This window comes from Belnapia mucosa (assembly GCF_016775475.1).
GTDB lineage: Bacteria > Pseudomonadota > Alphaproteobacteria > Acetobacterales > Acetobacteraceae > Belnapia > Belnapia mucosa.
On sequence record NZ_JAEUXJ010000002.1, the window covers coordinates 561,082 to 576,825 of the forward strand.

Annotated in this window: 17 protein-coding genes; 8 read left to right on the forward strand and 9 right to left on the reverse strand. The window is 69.8% G+C overall.

Annotated features, from left to right (window positions below):
- Positions 1-50 precede the first annotated feature (50 nt).
- The 4 genes from JMJ55_RS07250 (at position 51) to JMJ55_RS07265 (ending at position 2,695) form a co-directional block, all read left to right on the forward strand.
- Positions 51-776: an SDR family NAD(P)-dependent oxidoreductase gene (locus JMJ55_RS07250; protein ID WP_202824838.1), complete on the forward strand. Its 726-nt coding sequence runs from the start codon at positions 51-53 to the stop codon at positions 774-776.
- The gene (locus JMJ55_RS07255; protein ID WP_202824839.1) at positions 776-1,375 is read left to right on the forward strand and encodes a DUF6134 family protein; all 600 of its coding nucleotides are present in this window, start codon (positions 776-778) and stop codon (positions 1,373-1,375) included. The genes JMJ55_RS07250 and JMJ55_RS07255 overlap by 1 nt, the downstream gene beginning before the upstream one ends.
- Positions 1,376-1,472: 97 nt before the next feature.
- Entirely contained in the window at positions 1,473-2,228 is a 756-nt protein-coding gene (locus tag JMJ55_RS07260; protein WP_202824840.1) for a creatininase family protein, read from the forward strand.
- A 5-nt stretch (positions 2,229-2,233) separates the two neighbouring features.
- Positions 2,234-2,695 (forward strand): GNAT family N-acetyltransferase, encoded by a 462-nt coding sequence (locus JMJ55_RS07265; RefSeq protein WP_202824841.1) that lies wholly within the window; start codon positions 2,234-2,236, stop codon positions 2,693-2,695.
- Positions 2,696-2,701: 6 nt separating this feature from the next.
- On the opposite strand, the gene phoB is transcribed toward JMJ55_RS07265, so the two are convergent.
- From phoB to JMJ55_RS07300, 7 genes are all read right to left on the reverse strand, one after another.
- Positions 2,702-3,418: a phosphate regulon transcriptional regulator PhoB gene (gene phoB, locus JMJ55_RS07270; RefSeq protein ID WP_236033461.1), complete on the reverse strand. Its 717-nt coding sequence runs from the start codon at positions 3,416-3,418 to the stop codon at positions 2,702-2,704.
- Positions 3,419-3,432: 14 nt separating this feature from the next.
- Complete coding sequence (gene phoU, locus JMJ55_RS07275) at positions 3,433-4,152, reverse strand: phosphate signaling complex protein PhoU (RefSeq protein ID WP_202824842.1); 720 nt, start codon at positions 4,150-4,152, stop codon at positions 3,433-3,435.
- Between the two features lie 16 nt (positions 4,153-4,168).
- Positions 4,169-4,951 carry a phosphate ABC transporter ATP-binding protein PstB gene (gene pstB, locus JMJ55_RS07280; RefSeq protein ID WP_407927531.1) on the reverse strand — a complete coding sequence of 261 codons (783 nt, stop codon included), beginning with the start codon at positions 4,949-4,951 and terminating at the stop codon, positions 4,169-4,171.
- Between the two features lie 71 nt (positions 4,952-5,022).
- Complete coding sequence (gene pstA, locus JMJ55_RS07285; RefSeq protein WP_202824844.1) at positions 5,023-5,910, reverse strand: phosphate ABC transporter permease PstA; 888 nt, start codon at positions 5,908-5,910, stop codon at positions 5,023-5,025.
- A gap of 4 nt (positions 5,911-5,914) precedes the next feature.
- Entirely contained in the window at positions 5,915-6,868 is a 954-nt protein-coding gene (gene pstC, locus JMJ55_RS07290) for a phosphate ABC transporter permease subunit PstC (protein WP_202825020.1), read from the reverse strand.
- A gap of 49 nt (positions 6,869-6,917) precedes the next feature.
- Positions 6,918-7,967 (reverse strand): phosphate ABC transporter substrate-binding protein PstS, encoded by a 1,050-nt coding sequence (pstS, locus tag JMJ55_RS07295; RefSeq protein WP_202824845.1) that lies wholly within the window; start codon positions 7,965-7,967, stop codon positions 6,918-6,920.
- Between the two features lie 146 nt (positions 7,968-8,113).
- Positions 8,114-8,917 (reverse strand): enoyl-CoA hydratase-related protein, encoded by an 804-nt coding sequence (locus tag JMJ55_RS07300; RefSeq protein ID WP_202824846.1) that lies wholly within the window; start codon positions 8,915-8,917, stop codon positions 8,114-8,116.
- Between the two features lie 71 nt (positions 8,918-8,988).
- On the opposite strand from JMJ55_RS07300, the gene JMJ55_RS07305 reads away from it, so the two are divergent.
- The 3 genes from JMJ55_RS07305 (at position 8,989) to JMJ55_RS07315 (ending at position 13,119) form a co-directional block, all read left to right on the forward strand.
- Entirely contained in the window at positions 8,989-10,689 is a 1,701-nt protein-coding gene (locus tag JMJ55_RS07305) for a gamma-glutamyltransferase family protein (protein ID WP_202824847.1), read from the forward strand.
- Between the two features lie 172 nt (positions 10,690-10,861).
- Positions 10,862-12,580, forward strand: a complete 1,719-nt coding sequence (locus JMJ55_RS07310; RefSeq protein WP_202824848.1) for an N-acyl-D-amino-acid deacylase family protein — start codon at positions 10,862-10,864, stop codon at positions 12,578-12,580.
- A 191-nt stretch (positions 12,581-12,771) separates the two neighbouring features.
- On the forward strand, positions 12,772-13,119 hold the full coding sequence (locus JMJ55_RS07315; RefSeq protein WP_202824849.1) for an H-NS histone family protein: 348 nt from the start codon (positions 12,772-12,774) through the stop codon (positions 13,117-13,119).
- Between the two features lie 18 nt (positions 13,120-13,137).
- On the opposite strand, the gene JMJ55_RS07320 is transcribed toward JMJ55_RS07315, so the two are convergent.
- Positions 13,138-13,941 carry an alpha/beta fold hydrolase gene (locus JMJ55_RS07320; RefSeq protein WP_202824850.1) on the reverse strand — a complete coding sequence of 268 codons (804 nt, stop codon included), beginning with the start codon at positions 13,939-13,941 and terminating at the stop codon, positions 13,138-13,140.
- 62 nt (positions 13,942-14,003) lie between these two features.
- Here JMJ55_RS07320 and JMJ55_RS07325 point away from each other — a divergent pair, with 62 nt between their 5' ends.
- Positions 14,004-14,693, forward strand: coding sequence for a DUF1194 domain-containing protein (locus JMJ55_RS07325; RefSeq protein ID WP_202824851.1), 690 nt, complete (start codon positions 14,004-14,006; stop codon positions 14,691-14,693).
- Between the two features lie 60 nt (positions 14,694-14,753).
- Here JMJ55_RS07325 and JMJ55_RS07330 read toward each other — a convergent pair whose 3' ends face one another.
- On the reverse strand, positions 14,754-15,716 hold the full coding sequence (locus JMJ55_RS07330; protein ID WP_202824852.1) for a Bug family tripartite tricarboxylate transporter substrate binding protein: 963 nt from the start codon (positions 15,714-15,716) through the stop codon (positions 14,754-14,756).
- Between the last annotated feature and the right edge of the window lie 28 nt (positions 15,717-15,744).

A 15,744-nucleotide genomic window follows, 5' to 3' on the forward strand; every position in this document is an offset into this window, starting at 1 on the left:
ACGCTCACGGCGCCGCGCCCCATCTCCGGGCGGCTGGATGCCGAGGGGGAATGATGCCGGGACCTGTCGTGATTTTGGGCGCCACCGGGGGGATCGGCGGGGCGCTGGCGCGGCGGGTCGCCGCCCGTGGCGCGACGCCCTTCCTCATCGGCCGCGATGCGGGCCGGCTCGCCGCCCTGGCCGCCGAGCTCGGCGCGCCCTCCGCGCCCTGCGATGTCACCGATGCGGCGGCACTGCGCGATGCGGTGGGGGCGGCCGGCAGCCCGCTCTCCGGCCTTGCCTTCTGCATCGGCTCCATCGTCATGAAGCCGCTGGCCCGCGCCATGCCTGCGGATTTCGCCGAGGCCTTCGCGTTGAACGCCACCGCGGCGGCGCTGGCGGTGCAGGCCGCGGCGCCGGCGCTGGCGGCGGGCGGCGGCTCGGTCGTGCTGTTTTCCTCCGTCGCCGCCCGGGCCGGCTTCCCCGGCCATGCGGTGATCGGCGCGGCGAAGGCGGCGGTCGAGGGATTGTCGATTGCGCTCGCCGCCGAGCTGGCGCCATCCGTGCGGGTGAATTGCATCGCCCCCAGCCTGACCCGAACCGGGATCGCCGCGCCCATGACCAAGAACCCGCAGATGGCCGAGGCCATCGCCCGGCTGCATCCGATTCCCCGCCTCGGCGAGCCGGAGGATGCGGCGGCCCTCGCCGACTTCCTGCTTTCCGACCAGTCCGGCTGGATCACCGGTCAGGTGATCGGCGTCGATGGCGGGCGGTCCAGCCTGCGGGGCCGCGGCTGATGCAGCGCCGCCTGCTGCCGTTGCTGGCCCTGCCGCTGCTGGCCCGTCCCGCCAGCGCCGTGCCCTCCGCCTACCGCTTCCGCATCATGCGCGAGGGCAGCGCCATCGGCACCCATACGGTGACGCTGGCCGAGGCGGGCGGACAGCTCACGGCACGGTCGGAGGTGGCGATCCAGGTGAAGCTGATGGGCATCACCGTCTTCCGCCTGACGCATCTCTTCACCGAGGTCTGGGCCGGCGACCGGCTGCGCTCCGTCACCTCGCATCACGACCGCAACGGCACGGTGAAGGACATGACCGCCCGGGCCGAGGGCGGCGCCATCCTGGTCCAGGGCCCCGAAGGGCCGCAGCGTCTCTCGGCCGAGGCGGCGCCGCTGAGCTGGTGGGACCCGCGCCGCTTCGACCGGCCGCTCTTCGACAATGAGACGGGCAAGCCGCTCCGCCTCCAATGGAGCCGGCAGCAGGCCGCCGGCGGCATGACGATCTTCCGCGCCACCGGCGATGAGGAAGGGGAGGGGCAGTATGCCGCCGACGGCACCTGGCTCGCCTGGCGGACCAAGGGCGATGACGGCAGCACCGTGACCTACGAAAGGGCCTGACGGGCCTGCTGCGGGGCGTCCTCGCTTCGCGGCGGGCCGAGGCTTGACCCGCCCCGGCCGCGGCGCATCATCCGCAGGACGCGGAGCGGGGGAAGTGATGGCTACCGAGATCGAATGGATGCGCCTGACCGCGGAGGAATTGCGCGCCCGCGCCGCCGAGGATGCGCTGGTCGTCATCCCCGTCGCCTCGCTCGAACAGCATGGGCCGCATCTGGCGACCGGCGTCGACATCATCCTCGGCACCGCCGTGGCGGAGGAGACCGCGCGGCGGCTCGGCGGCCCCGTCGTCGTCACCCCCTGCGTCTGGACCGGCCTCGCCGAGCACCATATGGATTTCGGCGGCACGGTGACGCTGGAGTATGAGAGCTTCGCCGGGGTATTGCGGGGGATCGTGAAATCCGCCGCTCGGCACGGCTTTCGACGGATGATGCTGATGAACGGCCATGGCGGGAATGCCGAGGCGGTGGCCGTCGCCGCCGGGGAATTCTCGATCGAATTCGGCATCCGCGTCGCCGCCGCGACCTATTGGCATGCGGTGCCGGAGGTGATCGCCCCGCTGCTGGAACGCCAGCCCGGCCTGATGCATGCCTGCGAGGCGGAGACCAGCCTGATGATGCATCTCCGCCCCGACAGCGTTCGCACCGAGCGCCTGCCGGAGGCGCATGGCCCACATTCCACCCGGGTCGAGGGTCAGCCGACCGGCCTCGCGCTGCGGCGGTCCTTCAAAGCCATCTCGCCCTCCGGCGTCATCGGCGATGCCCGGGTGGCGAGTGCCGAGAAGGGGGCGAAGCTGCTGGAGGCCATCGCCACGCGCATGGCGGCGCTGCTGGCCAATCCCAAGCTCTGGGCCTGACGGCGATGGAGCATCCACTCGTCACCGGCCATGCCGCCTGGGTCGCGCTTGCCACCCCACCGCCCGGAATCATCTTCGCCCGCGAGGAAGGGCGGCTGGACCCGGCCGAATATACCGCGGTGGTCCGGGCCTCCGGCCTGGTGCGGCCGGTGGATGACGCGGCGCGGATGGCGGCGATGGTCGCCGGATCGAACCTGATCGTCACCGCGCGCGATGCGGCGGGCCGGCTGGTCGGCGCGGCGCGCAGCTTCACCGACTTCGCCTATGGCTGCTACCTCTCGGATCTCTGCGTCGATCCGGCGGCGCAGGGCGGGGGCATCGGCCGGGGGCTGATCGCTGAGACCAAGCGGATCATCGGCCCCGGCTGCATGCTGCTGCTGCTCTCGGCACCGAAGCCGATGACCTGGTATCCGAAGCTTGGGATGGAGCAGGTCGAGAACGGCTTCATCATACGCCGCGACGGCTGATACGCGTCAGCTCGCCTCCTGGTCCAGGGCATAGCCGGCCGAGCGCACGGTGCGGATCACATCGGCGCCGCCGCCGACATTGATCGCCTTGCGCAGCCGCCGGATATGCACATCCACGGTGCGCGGCTCGACATGGATGTCGCGGCCCCAGACCGCATCCAGCAGCTGTTCCCGGCTGAAGACCCGGCCGGGATTCTGCAGGAAGAACTCCAGCATCCGGTATTCGGTCGGGCCGAGATGCAGCGGCTTGCCGGCCCGCGTCACCCGATGCGCATCCTGGTCCATGGCAATGTCGAGATAGGTGAGCGTGCCCTTGGTGGCGACCCCGCCGGAGCGGCGCAGCAACGCCCGGATGCGCGCCAGCAGCCCATCCATGGCGAAGGGCTTGGCGATATAGTCGTCGGCGCCCGTATCCAGCGCCCGCACCGCATCCTGGTCTTCGGTCCGCGCCGTCACCATGATGATCGGCAGGTCCCGCGTCGCCGGCTTGCGGCGAAGCTGCCGGCAGACCTCGATGCCCGAGAGTGTCGGCAGCATCCAGTCGAGCAGGACGAGGTCGGGCCGCGCCTCCGCAACGCGCAGCAGCGCCTCCTGCCCATCGGTCGCCTCCTCGACGCGGAAGCCCTGCTTCTCGAGGTTGTAGCGGAGAAGCGTGATCAGCGGCGCCTCATCCTCCACGACCAGGATCGTCGGCTTGGCATGGCCCATGACCATGTCAGGCATGATATGTCCCTTCCTTAGACCGGAGGCCGGACGACCGCATAGGCCGAACCATCGCCCTTCGGCCGGTCTTCCGGCAGATTCTCGCCGCTGACGGCATAATGCACCGTCTCGGCGATGTTCGTGGCGTGGTCGCCGATCCGCTCGAGATTCTTGGCAACGAACAGCAGATGCGTCGCCGCGGTGATGTTGCGCGGGTCTTCCATCATGAAGGTCAGCATCTCGCGGAAGATGCCGTTATAGACCTGGTCCACCGGCTCATCCGCGGCCCAGACCTCATCGGCGCGGTTGGCATCGTCATTCACCAGCGCGTCGATCGCGCCCTTCAGATTCTCCTGCACCAGGATCGCCATGCGATTGAAGCCGTTCAGGCTGCCGATCGCCGGCTGCTGGGCCAGGACGATGCTGCGCTTCGCCGCATTGCGGGCATAGTCGCCGATCCGCTCCAGCCCATGGCTGATCTTGAGGCAGGCGATGACGAGGCGAAGATCCTGCCCGACCGGCTGGCGCAGCGCGAGGATGCGGATGCAGAAATTCTCGACCTCACGCTCCAGCGCGTCGATCGCGGTGTCGCGGCCGACGACCTCGGTGGCGAGGTCGGTGTCGCGCCGGATCAGCGAGGCAACGGCATCCGCCACCTGCCGCTCGGCCAGGCCGCCCATGCGGGCGATCATGTCGCGCAGCCGGCGGAGTTCGTCGGCATAGGAACGCACGGTATGCTCGGCCATCTGTTCCATCCCTCTGGCCCCTTGCTCAGCCGAACCGGCCGGTGATGTATTCCTGGGTCTTCGCATGCTTCGGCGCGGTGAAGAGCTGCGCCGCCGGCGCCACCTCGATCAGCTCGCCCAGGTAGAAGAAGGCCACCTGGTCGGCGCAGCGCGCCGCCTGCTGCATGTTGTGGGTGACGATGGCGATGGTGAAGTCGCGCTTCAGCTCGTCGATCAGCTCCTCGATCTTCAGGGTCGAGATCGGGTCGAGCGCCGAGGTCGGCTCGTCGAAGAGGATCACCTCCGGTCGCACCGCGATGGTCCGGGCGATGCAGAGGCGCTGCTGCTGCCCGCCCGACAATCCCATGGCGGAGGTGTTGAGCCGGTCCTTCGCCTCGGTCCAGAGGGCGGCGCGGGTCAGGGCCCATTCCACCCGCTCATCCATCTGCGACTTCGAGAGCCGCTCATGCAGGCGCACGCCGAAGGCGATGTTCTCGTAGATGGTCATGGGGAAGGGGGTCGGCTTCTGGAAGACCATGCCGATCTTCGAGCGCAGAGCGTTGAGATCGACCCCGTCCTCGATGATGTTCTGGCCATCGAGCAGCACCTGCCCCTCGGCACGCTGGCCGGGATAGAGGCTGTACATCCGGTTCAGCACCCGCAGCAGCGTCGACTTGCCGCAGCCGGAGGGGCCGATCATGCCGGTCACCTGGCGGGCCGGGATGTCGAGATGGATGCCCTTCAGTGCCTTGTTGGTACCGTAGAAGAAGTCGAGGCCCTTGATGGCCAGCTTCGCTTCGTTCAGGGCCGCGCCCGAACGCGCCTGCATGGCGTTGATATTGGGGCGGGCGGCCGCGGTCTTGTCATCCATCGCTTGGTCGCTCATGGGGTGCGGGTCCTTCACTTGCGGCTGCGGAGAAGGGTGCGGGCGCCGATATTCAGCAGCAGCACGGCGAGGGTGATGAGGAGGGCGCCGGCCCAGGCGAGTTCGATCCAGTCCTGGAAGGGCGAGCCGGCATAGGAATAGATGGTGATCGGCAGGCTCGGCATCGGTGCCGAGAGGTCGGTGGACCAGGCATTGTTGCCGAGGCTGGTGAAGAGCAGCGGCGCCGTCTCGCCGGCGATCCGGGCGATGCCGAGCAGCACGCCGGTGATGATGCCGGAGATGGCGGAGCGCCAGCAGACCATCACCACCATCTTCCATTTCGGCGCGCCGAGCCCGATCACCGCCTCGCGCAGCGTGTTCGGGATCAGCCGCAGCATGTCCTCGGTGGTGCGGACCACGATCGGGATGATGATGATGGCGAGTGCCGCGACGCCGGCCCAGCCGGAGAAGCCGCCGAAGGGCAGCACCAGGAGCTGATAGACGAAGAGGCCGATCAGGATCGAGGGCGCCGAGAGCAGGATGTCGGAGACGAAGCGAACGACGTCGCCGAAGCGGGAGCCGCGGGCATATTCCGCCAGATAGGTGCCGACCAGCATGCCGATCGGCGTGCCGATCAGCGTGGCCAGCGCGACCTGGATCAGGCTGCCGACGATCGCGTTCAGCAACCCGCCCTCCGAGCCCGGCGGCCGCGTCACCTCGGTGAGGACCGAGAGGTTCATCGCCCCGAAGCCCTTGGCGAAGAGCGTGACGAGGATCGAGGCCAGGAAGACCAGCCCGATGCCGGTCGCGGCGAGGGAGAGCGTGCGGATGACGACATCCACCCGCTTGCGGCGGCTGCCCAGCCGGGCGGCGACCTTCGGGTCCTTGACCGGGCCGAGGGCAGGGGAGGCGGTGGCGCTCATCGGTTCAGCCCTTCAGCCGCGAGCGCAGCAGGAAGCGGGAGGTTGCGAGCACGATGAAGGAGATGACGAAGAGGATGAAGCCGAGCGCCAGCAGCGAGGAGAGCTTCAGGCTGCCCGTCTCGCTCTCGCCGAACTCGAGCGCGACGACTGAGGCGATGGTGTTGCCCGGGCCGAACAGCGTCGTCGTGATGCGGTTGGCATTACCGATAACGAAGGTGACGGCCATGGTCTCCCCCAGCGCCCGGCCGAGCCCGAGCATGATGCCGCCGGCGACCGAGATGCGGGTATAGGGCAGCACCACGTTCCGCATCACCTCCCAGGTGGTGCAGCCGAGGCCGTAGGCGCTCTCCTTGTAGACCGGCGGCACCTGCTCGAAGACGTCGCGCATGGTCGCCGCGATGAAGGGCAGGATCATGATGGCGAGGATCAGCGCCGCGGTCAGGATGCCGGTGCCGAAGGGCGGGCCCTGGAACAGTGCGCCGATGCCCGGCAGCTCACCGAGGCTGTCGATCAAGGGCGGCTGGACATATTGCGCCATCAGCGGGGCGATCAGGAAGAAGCCCCACATGCCGTAGATGATGGAGGGAACGGCCGCCAGCAGCTCCACCGCGGTGCCGACCGGGCGGCGCAGCCAGGGCGGCGCCAGCTCGGTGAGGGTGAAGGCAACGCCGAAGGCCAGCGGCACCGCCAGCAGGATGGACAGCACCGCGGTGACGATGGTGCCGTAGATGGACACGCCGGCGCCGAAGACCTCGCTCACCGGGTCCCATTCGGTGGACCAGAGGAAGGGCAGGCCGAAGGCCTTGAAGGCCGGCAGCCCGCCCAGGAACAGCTCGACAATGATGCCGCCGAGCAGGAGAAGCACGAATCCGCCGGCCGCCTGGCAGGCGCCGGCGAAGAGCGTGTCGCCGAGTTGGGAGCCGCGGCGGCCGGAGGCCGACCGCGCGCCCAGGGTCATGGTGGTGGCCTGCTGCACGCGCGGCGCTCCGTCCTTCGGGTTGCTGCCGTCAGCCGTTCCAGACCGGCTGGCCGTTCGCCTTCACCTCGGCCTTCCAGGCGGCGCGGATCTGGTCCTGCACCGGCTTCGGCAGCGGGATGTAGTCGAGCTGCTTCGCCAGGTCGGCGCCGTTATTGAAGGCCCAGTCGAAGAACTTCATCACGTTCCGGCTGCGGTCGGCATCGGTCGGGTTCTTCGGCAGCAGGATGAAGGTCGGCGAGACGATCGGCCAGGAGGTCGCGCCCTGCTGGTCGATCAGGCTGGCGGCCATGCCCGGCGCGTTCCAGTCGGCACTCTGCGCCGCGGCGATGAAGCTATCATGCGTCGGCTTCACGAACTGGCCGGCCTTGTTGCGGAGCTGGGTGGTGACCAGCTTGTTCGAGACCGCATAGGCGTTCTCGACATAGCCGATGGCGCCGCGGATGTTCTTCACCGTGCCGGCCACGCCCTCATTGCCGCGCGCGCCGGTGCCGGCGGGGAACCGGACCGAGGTGCCGATGCCGACCTTCTCCTTCCATTCCGGCGAGACCGCCGAGAGGTAGGAAACCCAGACGAAGGTCGTGCCAGAGCCGTCCGCCCGATAGACCGGCGCGATGGCGAGGTTCGGCAGCGACACGCCGCGGTTCAGCTCAACCAGCTTCGGGTCGTTCCACTTGGTGACCTTGCCCATATAGATCTCGGCGAGCAGCTCGCCGGTCAGCTTGAGCTGGCCGTCCTCGACGCCCGGGATGTTCACGATGGCGACCAGGCTGCCCATCACGGAGGGGAACTGCAGCAGATTCGCCTCGGCGAGCTGCTGCGGCGTCAGCGGCGCGTCGGAGGCGCCGAAATCCACCGTGCGGTTGCGGATCTGGTTGATGCCGGCGCCCGAGCCGACCGACTGGTAGTTCACCGTGATGCTGGTGGCGCCGCGGCCCGCCTCGGCCCATTTCTGGTAGACCGGGTTGGGGAAGGTCGCGCCGGCGCCGGTGATCTGGGCGGCCTGGGCGAGGACGCGGCGGCCGCCGAGGGCGGTTCCGGCGAGCAGGCTGGCCGCAGTCAGCAGATGGCGACGTTGCACGTGTGTCTCTCCACAGTTGTCGTGGCCAGGACTGGAGGGCCCCGGCGGCGGCGCCTTCCTAGAGCCGCCGTAAGACGCCCCGGTTGCAGATCGATGAAGCTTCTATGACGGCAACCGGATGATATGCCCCTGTCATCCAGTATTTATTAGGCTGACGGAGGCGGCCCCGCCCAGGCCGGCCGGCGCTTTTCGCGGAAGGCGGCCAGCCCCTCCCGCCCCTCGGCCGAGGCACGCTGCATCCAGCCTTCATGCGCCAGCAGTGCCATCTGCCGGGCATCGAGCTTCATGCCATTGACGCCGAGCAGGCTGTCCTTGGTGACGGCCGACGCGCCAGGGGCGGCGAGCAGGACCTCGCCGAGGATCGCCTCCAGCCGCGCCTCGATGTCCGATGCCGCCACCACCTCATGCACCAGTCCGATCCTGAGCGCCTCGGCCGCGTCGAATCTCTCCCCGGTGACGGCATAGCGCCGGGCCTGGCGCAGCCCCATGGCCTGGACCATTTGGGCCGAGATCGGGGTGGGGGAGACGCCGACCCGCACCTCGGTCAGGCCGAAGATCGCCTCCGGCACCGCCAGCGCCACATCGACGCAGCAGACCAGGCCGCAGCCCCCGCCGAAGGCCGCGCCCTGCACCAAAGCGAGGGTCGGGCGGGGGAATTCGTTCAGCAATTGCATGGCGCGGGTGGTGGCGAGCGAGGCCTCGAAGGCCGCCTCCGGCGGGTAGGTGGAGACCTCGGCCAGCCAATTGATATCGGCCCCGGCGGCGAAATGCCGGCCCGCCCCGCGCAGGACCAACGCCCGCACCCCGGCATCGCCGGCCAGCGCCTCCAGCGCCCCGGTCAGGGCGGCCAGCAGCGCGGCGTTATAGGCATTGCCCTGGCGCGGCCGGTTCAGGGTGGCGGTGACGATGCCGCGGGCATCGCGGCTGAGCAGGACGGGCGGCTCCTCCATCGGGGTCTTCTCCATGATTGACAGGGACTCGGCGGTGGGCGGAGCCTTCCTCGTCCAAGGGAGCCGCCGCCATGCACGCCACCCGCCCCACCCTATACGGGTCCCGCCATGCCGTCTCCGCTGGCCATTACCTGGCCGCCGCCGCCGGCTTCGCCGTGCTGGAGGGGGGCGGCAATGCCGTGGATGCCGGCTGCGCCGCCGGCATCGCGCTCGGCGTGCTGCTGCCGGATCTGGTGAATGTGGCGGGCGTCGCGCCCATCCTGATCCGCATGGCCGATGGCAGGGTCGAGACCATCGCCGGCCTCGGCCCCTGGCCCGCCTCCATCCCCGCCGACCTCTTCATGCGGGAGCATGGCGGCAAGATCCCGAACGGCGTGCTCCGCACCGTGGTCCCGGCCGCGCCCGCTGCCTGGATCACGGCGCTCGAGCGCCACGGCACCATGGGCTTCGGCGATGTGGCGCAATACGCCATCCGCTATGCCCGCGACGGCTTCGCGGTCTATCCGCTGCTGGCCGAGAATATCCGCACGCATGAGGAGGACTATGCCCGCTGGCCCAGCACGGCCGCGATCTTCCTCCCCGGCGGCAGGCGGCCCGAACCGGGGGAGAAATTCCTCCAATCCGACCTCGCCCGCAGCCTGCAATATATGGCCGATGAGGAGCGCGCAGCGTCCGGGAAGGGCAGGGCGGCCGGACTCGCCGCCGCCCATGCCGCCTTCTACCGCGGCGACATCGCCCGCGAGATCGCCGCTTTCATGGCGCGGGAGGGCGGCTATCTCACCATGGCCGATCTCGCCGCCTACCGGTCCCGCATCGAGCCGGCGGTGAGCCGCATGTGGCGCGGGCATGAGGTGCTGACCTGCGGCCCCTGGTGCCAGGGCCCGGCCCTGCTGGAGGCGCTGCTGCTCTTCGAGCGCGGCGGCTTCGCCGGGATGGAGCACAACAGCGCCGACTACCTGCATCTGATGGCCGAATGCGTGAAGGCGGCGATGGCCGACCGCGAATACCATTTCGGCGACCCGGCCTTCGTCGATGTCCCGCTCGACACCCTGCTGGGCGAGGCGCATCTCGCCGCCCGCCTGGCCGAGATCGACCCGGCCCGCGCCCTGCCGGGCATGCCGCCGCCGATCCTCAGCCCCGGCACCGGGGCGCATGGCCCGGCCGAGCGCGCCCTGCCGATGGTGGAGGCCGATACCTCCTACTGCGCGGTGGTGGATCGCTGGGGCAATGCCTTCAGCGCCACACCCTCGGACGGGTCCTGGAATTCGCCGGTGGTGCCGGGGCTCGGCCTCATCCCCTCCAACCGCGGCAGCCAGAGCCGGCCGGACCCGCGCCATCCCTGCGGCGTCGCCCCCGGCAAGCGCCCGCGCCTGACGCCGAACCCGGCCATGGTCGTGACGGCCAAGGGCGGCGTCATGCCTTTCGGCACGCCGGGCGGCGATGTGCAGATCCAGGCCATGCTGCAGGTGATGGTGAACATCCTCCATTTCGGGATGGAGTTGCAGGAGGCGATCGAGGCCCCGCGCATCGCCAGCTATTCCTTCCCCTCCTCCTTCGCGCCCTTCGACTATTTCCCCGGCCGGCTGGCGGTGGAGGACGGCATCCCGCAATCGACGCGCGACGCCCTCGCGGCCCGCGGCCACGAGGTCAAGGACTGGAAGCACCGCACCTGGCTGGCCGGCACGGTGGAGGTGGTGAAGAGCGACCCGGCCAGCGGCCTCATCGCCGCCGGCGCCGATCCGCGCCGCCCGGCCTATGCCATCGCGGGGTAGAGCGTGATCGGCGGAGGCTGGAACGGCCGGAGCCGTGAATCACGCGACGAAACAACAGGCTGGAGCATGATCCACGATCCTCGGATCGTGGATCATGCTCCAAGCGCCCCTTGCCGGCCGGCGCCTCCGGTCGCAGACTTGGTCAACCGACCAAATTCCGGAGGAGGCGCCCATGCATGACCTTGTGATCCGCGGCGGTACCATCGTCGATGGCACTGGCGCTCCCGCCTTCACCGGCGACATCGCCATCACCGGCGACCGGATCGCATCCGTCGGCGGCAAGGCCGGCCCTGGCCGGCGCGAGGTCCAGGCCGAGGGCCGCCTCGTCACCCCCGGCTGGGTCGATGTGCATACCCATTACGACGGGCAGGCGACCTGGGACCCGGTGCTCGCCCCCTCCTCCTGGCATGGCGCGACGACCATCCTCTTCGGCAATTGCGGCGTCGGCTTTGCCCCGGTGCGGAAGGCCCATCACCAGGCGCTGATCGACCTGATGGAGGGCGTCGAGGACATCCCCGGCATCGCCCTGGCCGAGGGGCTGAAATGGGACTGGGAGAGCTTCCCGGAGTATCTGGACGCGCTCGCCCGCCTGCCGCGCACCATCGATGTCGCGGCCCAGATCGCCCACCATCCCTTGCGCGTCTTTGCCATGGGCGAGCGCGCCATCAATCGGGAGATGGCGACGGGCGAGGATATCGAACTGATGGCCCGCCTGACCGAGGAAGCCCTGCGGGCCGGTGCCTTCGGCTTCACCACCAGTCGCACCGACCAGCACAAGACCCCCGCCGGCGAACTGGTCCCCGGCCGCTATGCCGAGCATGAGGAACTGATCGCGATCGGAAAGGCCATGGGCCGGGCCGGCCGCGGCGCCTTCGGTATGCTCTCCGACTTCGAGGATGAGGCGGCCGAATTCGGCTGGCTCCGCCAGGTCGCATCCGATAGCCGCCGCCCGGTCTGGTTCCTGCTGACCGATCGCAGCTACGACCCGCAGCGCTGGCGGCGGCTGATGGACAGCGTCCGCTCCGCCCGCGCCGAGGGCCTAGCGCTCTCCGCCCAGGTCGCCGGCCGTCCGGTCGGGCTGATCCTCGGCCTCGCCACCAGCCTCAACCCCTTCGCCCTGCGGGAAGGCTTCGCCGAACTCGCCCGCCTCTCCCCGGCCGAGCAGCTGGCCCGCCTGCGCGACCCTCGGGTGAGGGCCGATATCCTGGCGCAGGAAGCCTCGCCGCGGCTGATGGAGATCCTGCCGCCGCTCTCCCGCCAGATCGCCACCCGCTGGGACCGCATGTATGTCCTGGGCGAAACCCCGGATTACGAGCCGCCGCCGGAGCGCAGCATCGCGGCGCTTGCGGCCAAGGCCGGCCAGTCGCCCGAGGCCTATTGCTACGACTACCTGACCGGCGGCGATGGCGGCCGCATGCTCTATTTCCCGGTCACCAATTACGTCCATGGCGACCTGGAGGTGGTGCGGGAGATGATCGAGGATCCTCACACCGTCCTCGGCCTGTCGGATGGCGGCGCGCATTGCGGCGTGATCTGCGATGCCTCGCTGAATACCACCATGCTGACGCATTGGGTCCGCGACCGCAGCCGCGGCCCGCGCCTGAAGCTGGAATTCGTGGTGAAGCGCCAGACCAGCGAAACTGCCGACTTCTTCGGCTTCCATGACCGGGGAAGGCTGGCCGTTGGCAAGAAGGCCGATGTGAACATCATCGATTTCGAGGCCCTGCGGGCGCATCGGCCGGAACTGAGTTTCGACCTGCCCGCCGGCGGCCGGCGGCTGGTGCAGCATGTCGATGGCTATGACATGACCATCTGCAGCGGCGTGCCGATCTTCGAGCGCGGCGAGGAGACGGGTGCACGGCCGGGGCAGCTGGTTCGGGCGCCGGGCTGAGCCAGGCCCGCTTCCGGGCGACGAGACCAGCTTCGATTCGGGAAATGCCCTGCCGGAACGGCAGGGTATTTTTTTGCCCCAATCAGGCCGAACCATCGCCCGCTCGAAACCGGGCGAAAGTGGGCGCGCATCGCTTGCTGCGCATTTTGAGATGTTATAGGAAAAGCCAGGATCTACGGGAAAGCCGAGTCGTGGAAAAAGCCAAATTCGATCTCGAAAACATGAGCGTCCAGGACCTGACCGCCCTGCGCGATGCCGCCGAGGCGAAGCGCCTGGAAAAGCTGGACGGTGCGCGGGATGCGATCCTGGCCGAAGCCAAAGAGAAACTGGCGCAGCTCGGCCTCCCCTTCGAGGCCGCTTGGTCGGGGCGTTCCGCAGAGGCTCCCGCCCGCGGTTCGAAAAAGACCTCTTCGGGAAGCCAGGTCGCCGCGAAATATCGCGGTCCGAATGGCGAGGAATGGTCCGGGCGGGGCCGCCTGCCGAAATGGCTTCATGCCATGGAAGCGGAAGGCCGGAAGCGGGACGAATTCCGGATCTGAACCGTCCCGCGAAACCGGTCAGGCGAGAAAATTCAGCACAGCCGCGTTGAAATCCGCCGGGTTGTCGCTGCTCATCCCATGCGCCGCATTCGGGATGACGACCCGGCTGGTATCCGGCATTACCCGCGCCAGAGCCTCGATAATGGTGGTGAATTGCGGCTGGGTTTGCGCGCCATTCACCAGCAGGGTCGGAACCCGGATCGACTCCGCCGCGGCCTTTCCATAAGGCCGCCGCCGCTCGTCGATCTGTCCCAGGAGCGTATGGGCATTATCGAGGTTGATCGCCTTGCGCGTGGCGGTCCGCCGCTCCCAGGCGCCGGGGCCGCCGGTATGCTCGGCGAAGCGGCGCATGGCCCCTTCAGTATTGCCCGCCTTCAGCAGCGCGGCGGCCTCGGCGAAGGCCTGGCCCTGCTTGCCGGAGCCGCCCGAGGCCCCGCCCAGGCTCTCATCCAGCTCGCCGCCCGGCTCCGCCAGGACCAGCCGGCGGATCAGCGCCGGGTGCCGCTCCGCCAGGCGGAAGGCGATATGCCCGCCCCGCGAATGCCCGATCACATCCACCGGCCCCGCCCCGAGCGCGGCGATGAAGCCCGCCATGTCCTCGACATGCTGGTCGATCTTGAAGGTGTCGCCGACGCCATCCCAGCGCTCCGGCCAGTAGTGGCGGAGGCTCGGCGCCAGCACCCGGAAGCGCGCCCCGAGGGGTTCCATCTGCGGCGCCCAGTAGCGCTGGTCGTTCAGCGAGCCATGGATCAGCACCAGCGGCTCGCCGCTCCCGGCTTCCGCATAGTCCATCTCATAGCCATTGACCGTCAGGCGCGGCATCGCTTCCCTCCCATCCTTTGCCTCAGGATGCGGGCCCGCCGGCATCCCCGCAAGGAGCCCCGATGCGCCGCCGCCATCTCCTCGCCGGCCTCGCCGCCAGCCCTGCCCCAACCCTTGCGCTCTCCCAGCCGGCGGAGGTCGATCTGCTGCTGGCGCTGGCCGTCGATGCCTCCGGCTCCATCGACCCGGATGAATTCCAGCTCCAGCGCGAGGGCTATGCCGAGGCGCTGACGCATCCCGGCGTGCTCGCCGCTATCCGCGGCAAGCCGCGCGGCGCCATCGCCGTCGCCATGGTGGAATGGGGCTCGCCGGGCGGCGCGGCGACAGTGGTGGAGTGGATGCGGCTCTCGGACGGCGCCTCCGCCATCGCGCTGGCCGAGGCGGTGCTGCGCGCGCCGCGCAGCGGGCAGAGCTGGAACGCGATCGGCGATGCGCTGGACCATTGCGCCGCCCTCATCGCGCAGGCGCCCTTCCGGGCGACGGAGCGCGTCATCGACCTCTCGGGCGATGGTCCCGATCTCCGCTCCCGCACCCCGGCGCCGGTGGCCCGCGATGCGGCGGTCGGGTCGGGCATCACCATCAACGCCCTGGCCGTCGCCGCCGCCGGGCAGGTGACCCGCGCCGGCGAGCCGCTGGCCGAGACCTATCGGCGCGAGGTGATCGGCGGGCCCGGCGCCTTCGTCGTCACGGCCGAGGATCGGCGCGACATCTCCCGCGCCCTGCGGGCCAAGTTGATCCGGGAGATCGCCTGACGCGGTCCGATGGCCGCAGCGCCGCACGGCGCGAAGGGCTGAATCGGTCCGCCAGCCAAGCTACTCGATGCGGAGCCCTGCGCCGCGGATCACCCCGCCCCATTTCTCCAGCTCGCTCCGGATCAGCGCCGCGAACTGCACCTGGTCCTGCACCCAGACCGTGGCGCCGGCGCGGCGGATGCGCTCCGCGGTTTCTGGCGCCTGGACGACGCCGATCAGCGCCGCCGAGAGCCGGTCGCGGATCGGCTGCGGCATGGCGGCGCCGGCGATGAAGCCGAACCAGACATAGACCACATAGTCCCGCAGCCCGGCCTCGGCGAAGGTCGGCACATCGGGCAGGGCGGGGTCGCGCTCGCTGCCCGTCACCGCCAGGGCCCGCAGCCGTCCATCCTGCACATGCGCCAGGACATTCGGCAGGTTGTCGATGGTCATGTCGATCCGCCCGCCGATCAGGTCGGCGACGGCCGGCGCGCTGCCGCGATAGGGCACATGCACCAGCTCGAGCCCCGCCCGCGCCCGGAACAGCTCGGCCGCCAGATGCGGGCTGCTGCCGGCGCCGGAGCTGGCGAAGCTGATCCGCCCCGGCTGCGCCTTGGCCCGCGCGATGAGGTCGGCGAGCGAGGCGATCCCACTATCCGCCCGCACCGCGAGGCAGTTCATCAGCCGCGTCGTGACGCAGAGCGGCGCGATGTCCCGCACCGGGTCGTAGCCGGTATTGGCGAAGAGGAAGGGATTCATCGTCAGATTCGCCGTATTGGCGACCGCGATGGTGTGGTGGTCGGTCGCCTGCGCCGTGGCGGCGATGGCGAGCGAGCCGCTCGCCCCCGGCCGGTTCTCCACCAGGCCGACCTGCCCGAGCGCATCCCCGATCCGCTCCCCGACCAGCCGAGCCAGGGTGTCGTTGATGGCGCCGGGGGTATAGGGCACCAGGATGCGGATCGGCCGGTCGGGCCAAGCCTGGGCCCGGACCGGTGCGGCGAGCAGGGCAGGGGAGGCGAGCAGTGCCCGCCGCATGATGGCCATTCCCGTTTCCTCCCAGGCTTTGGGAGGA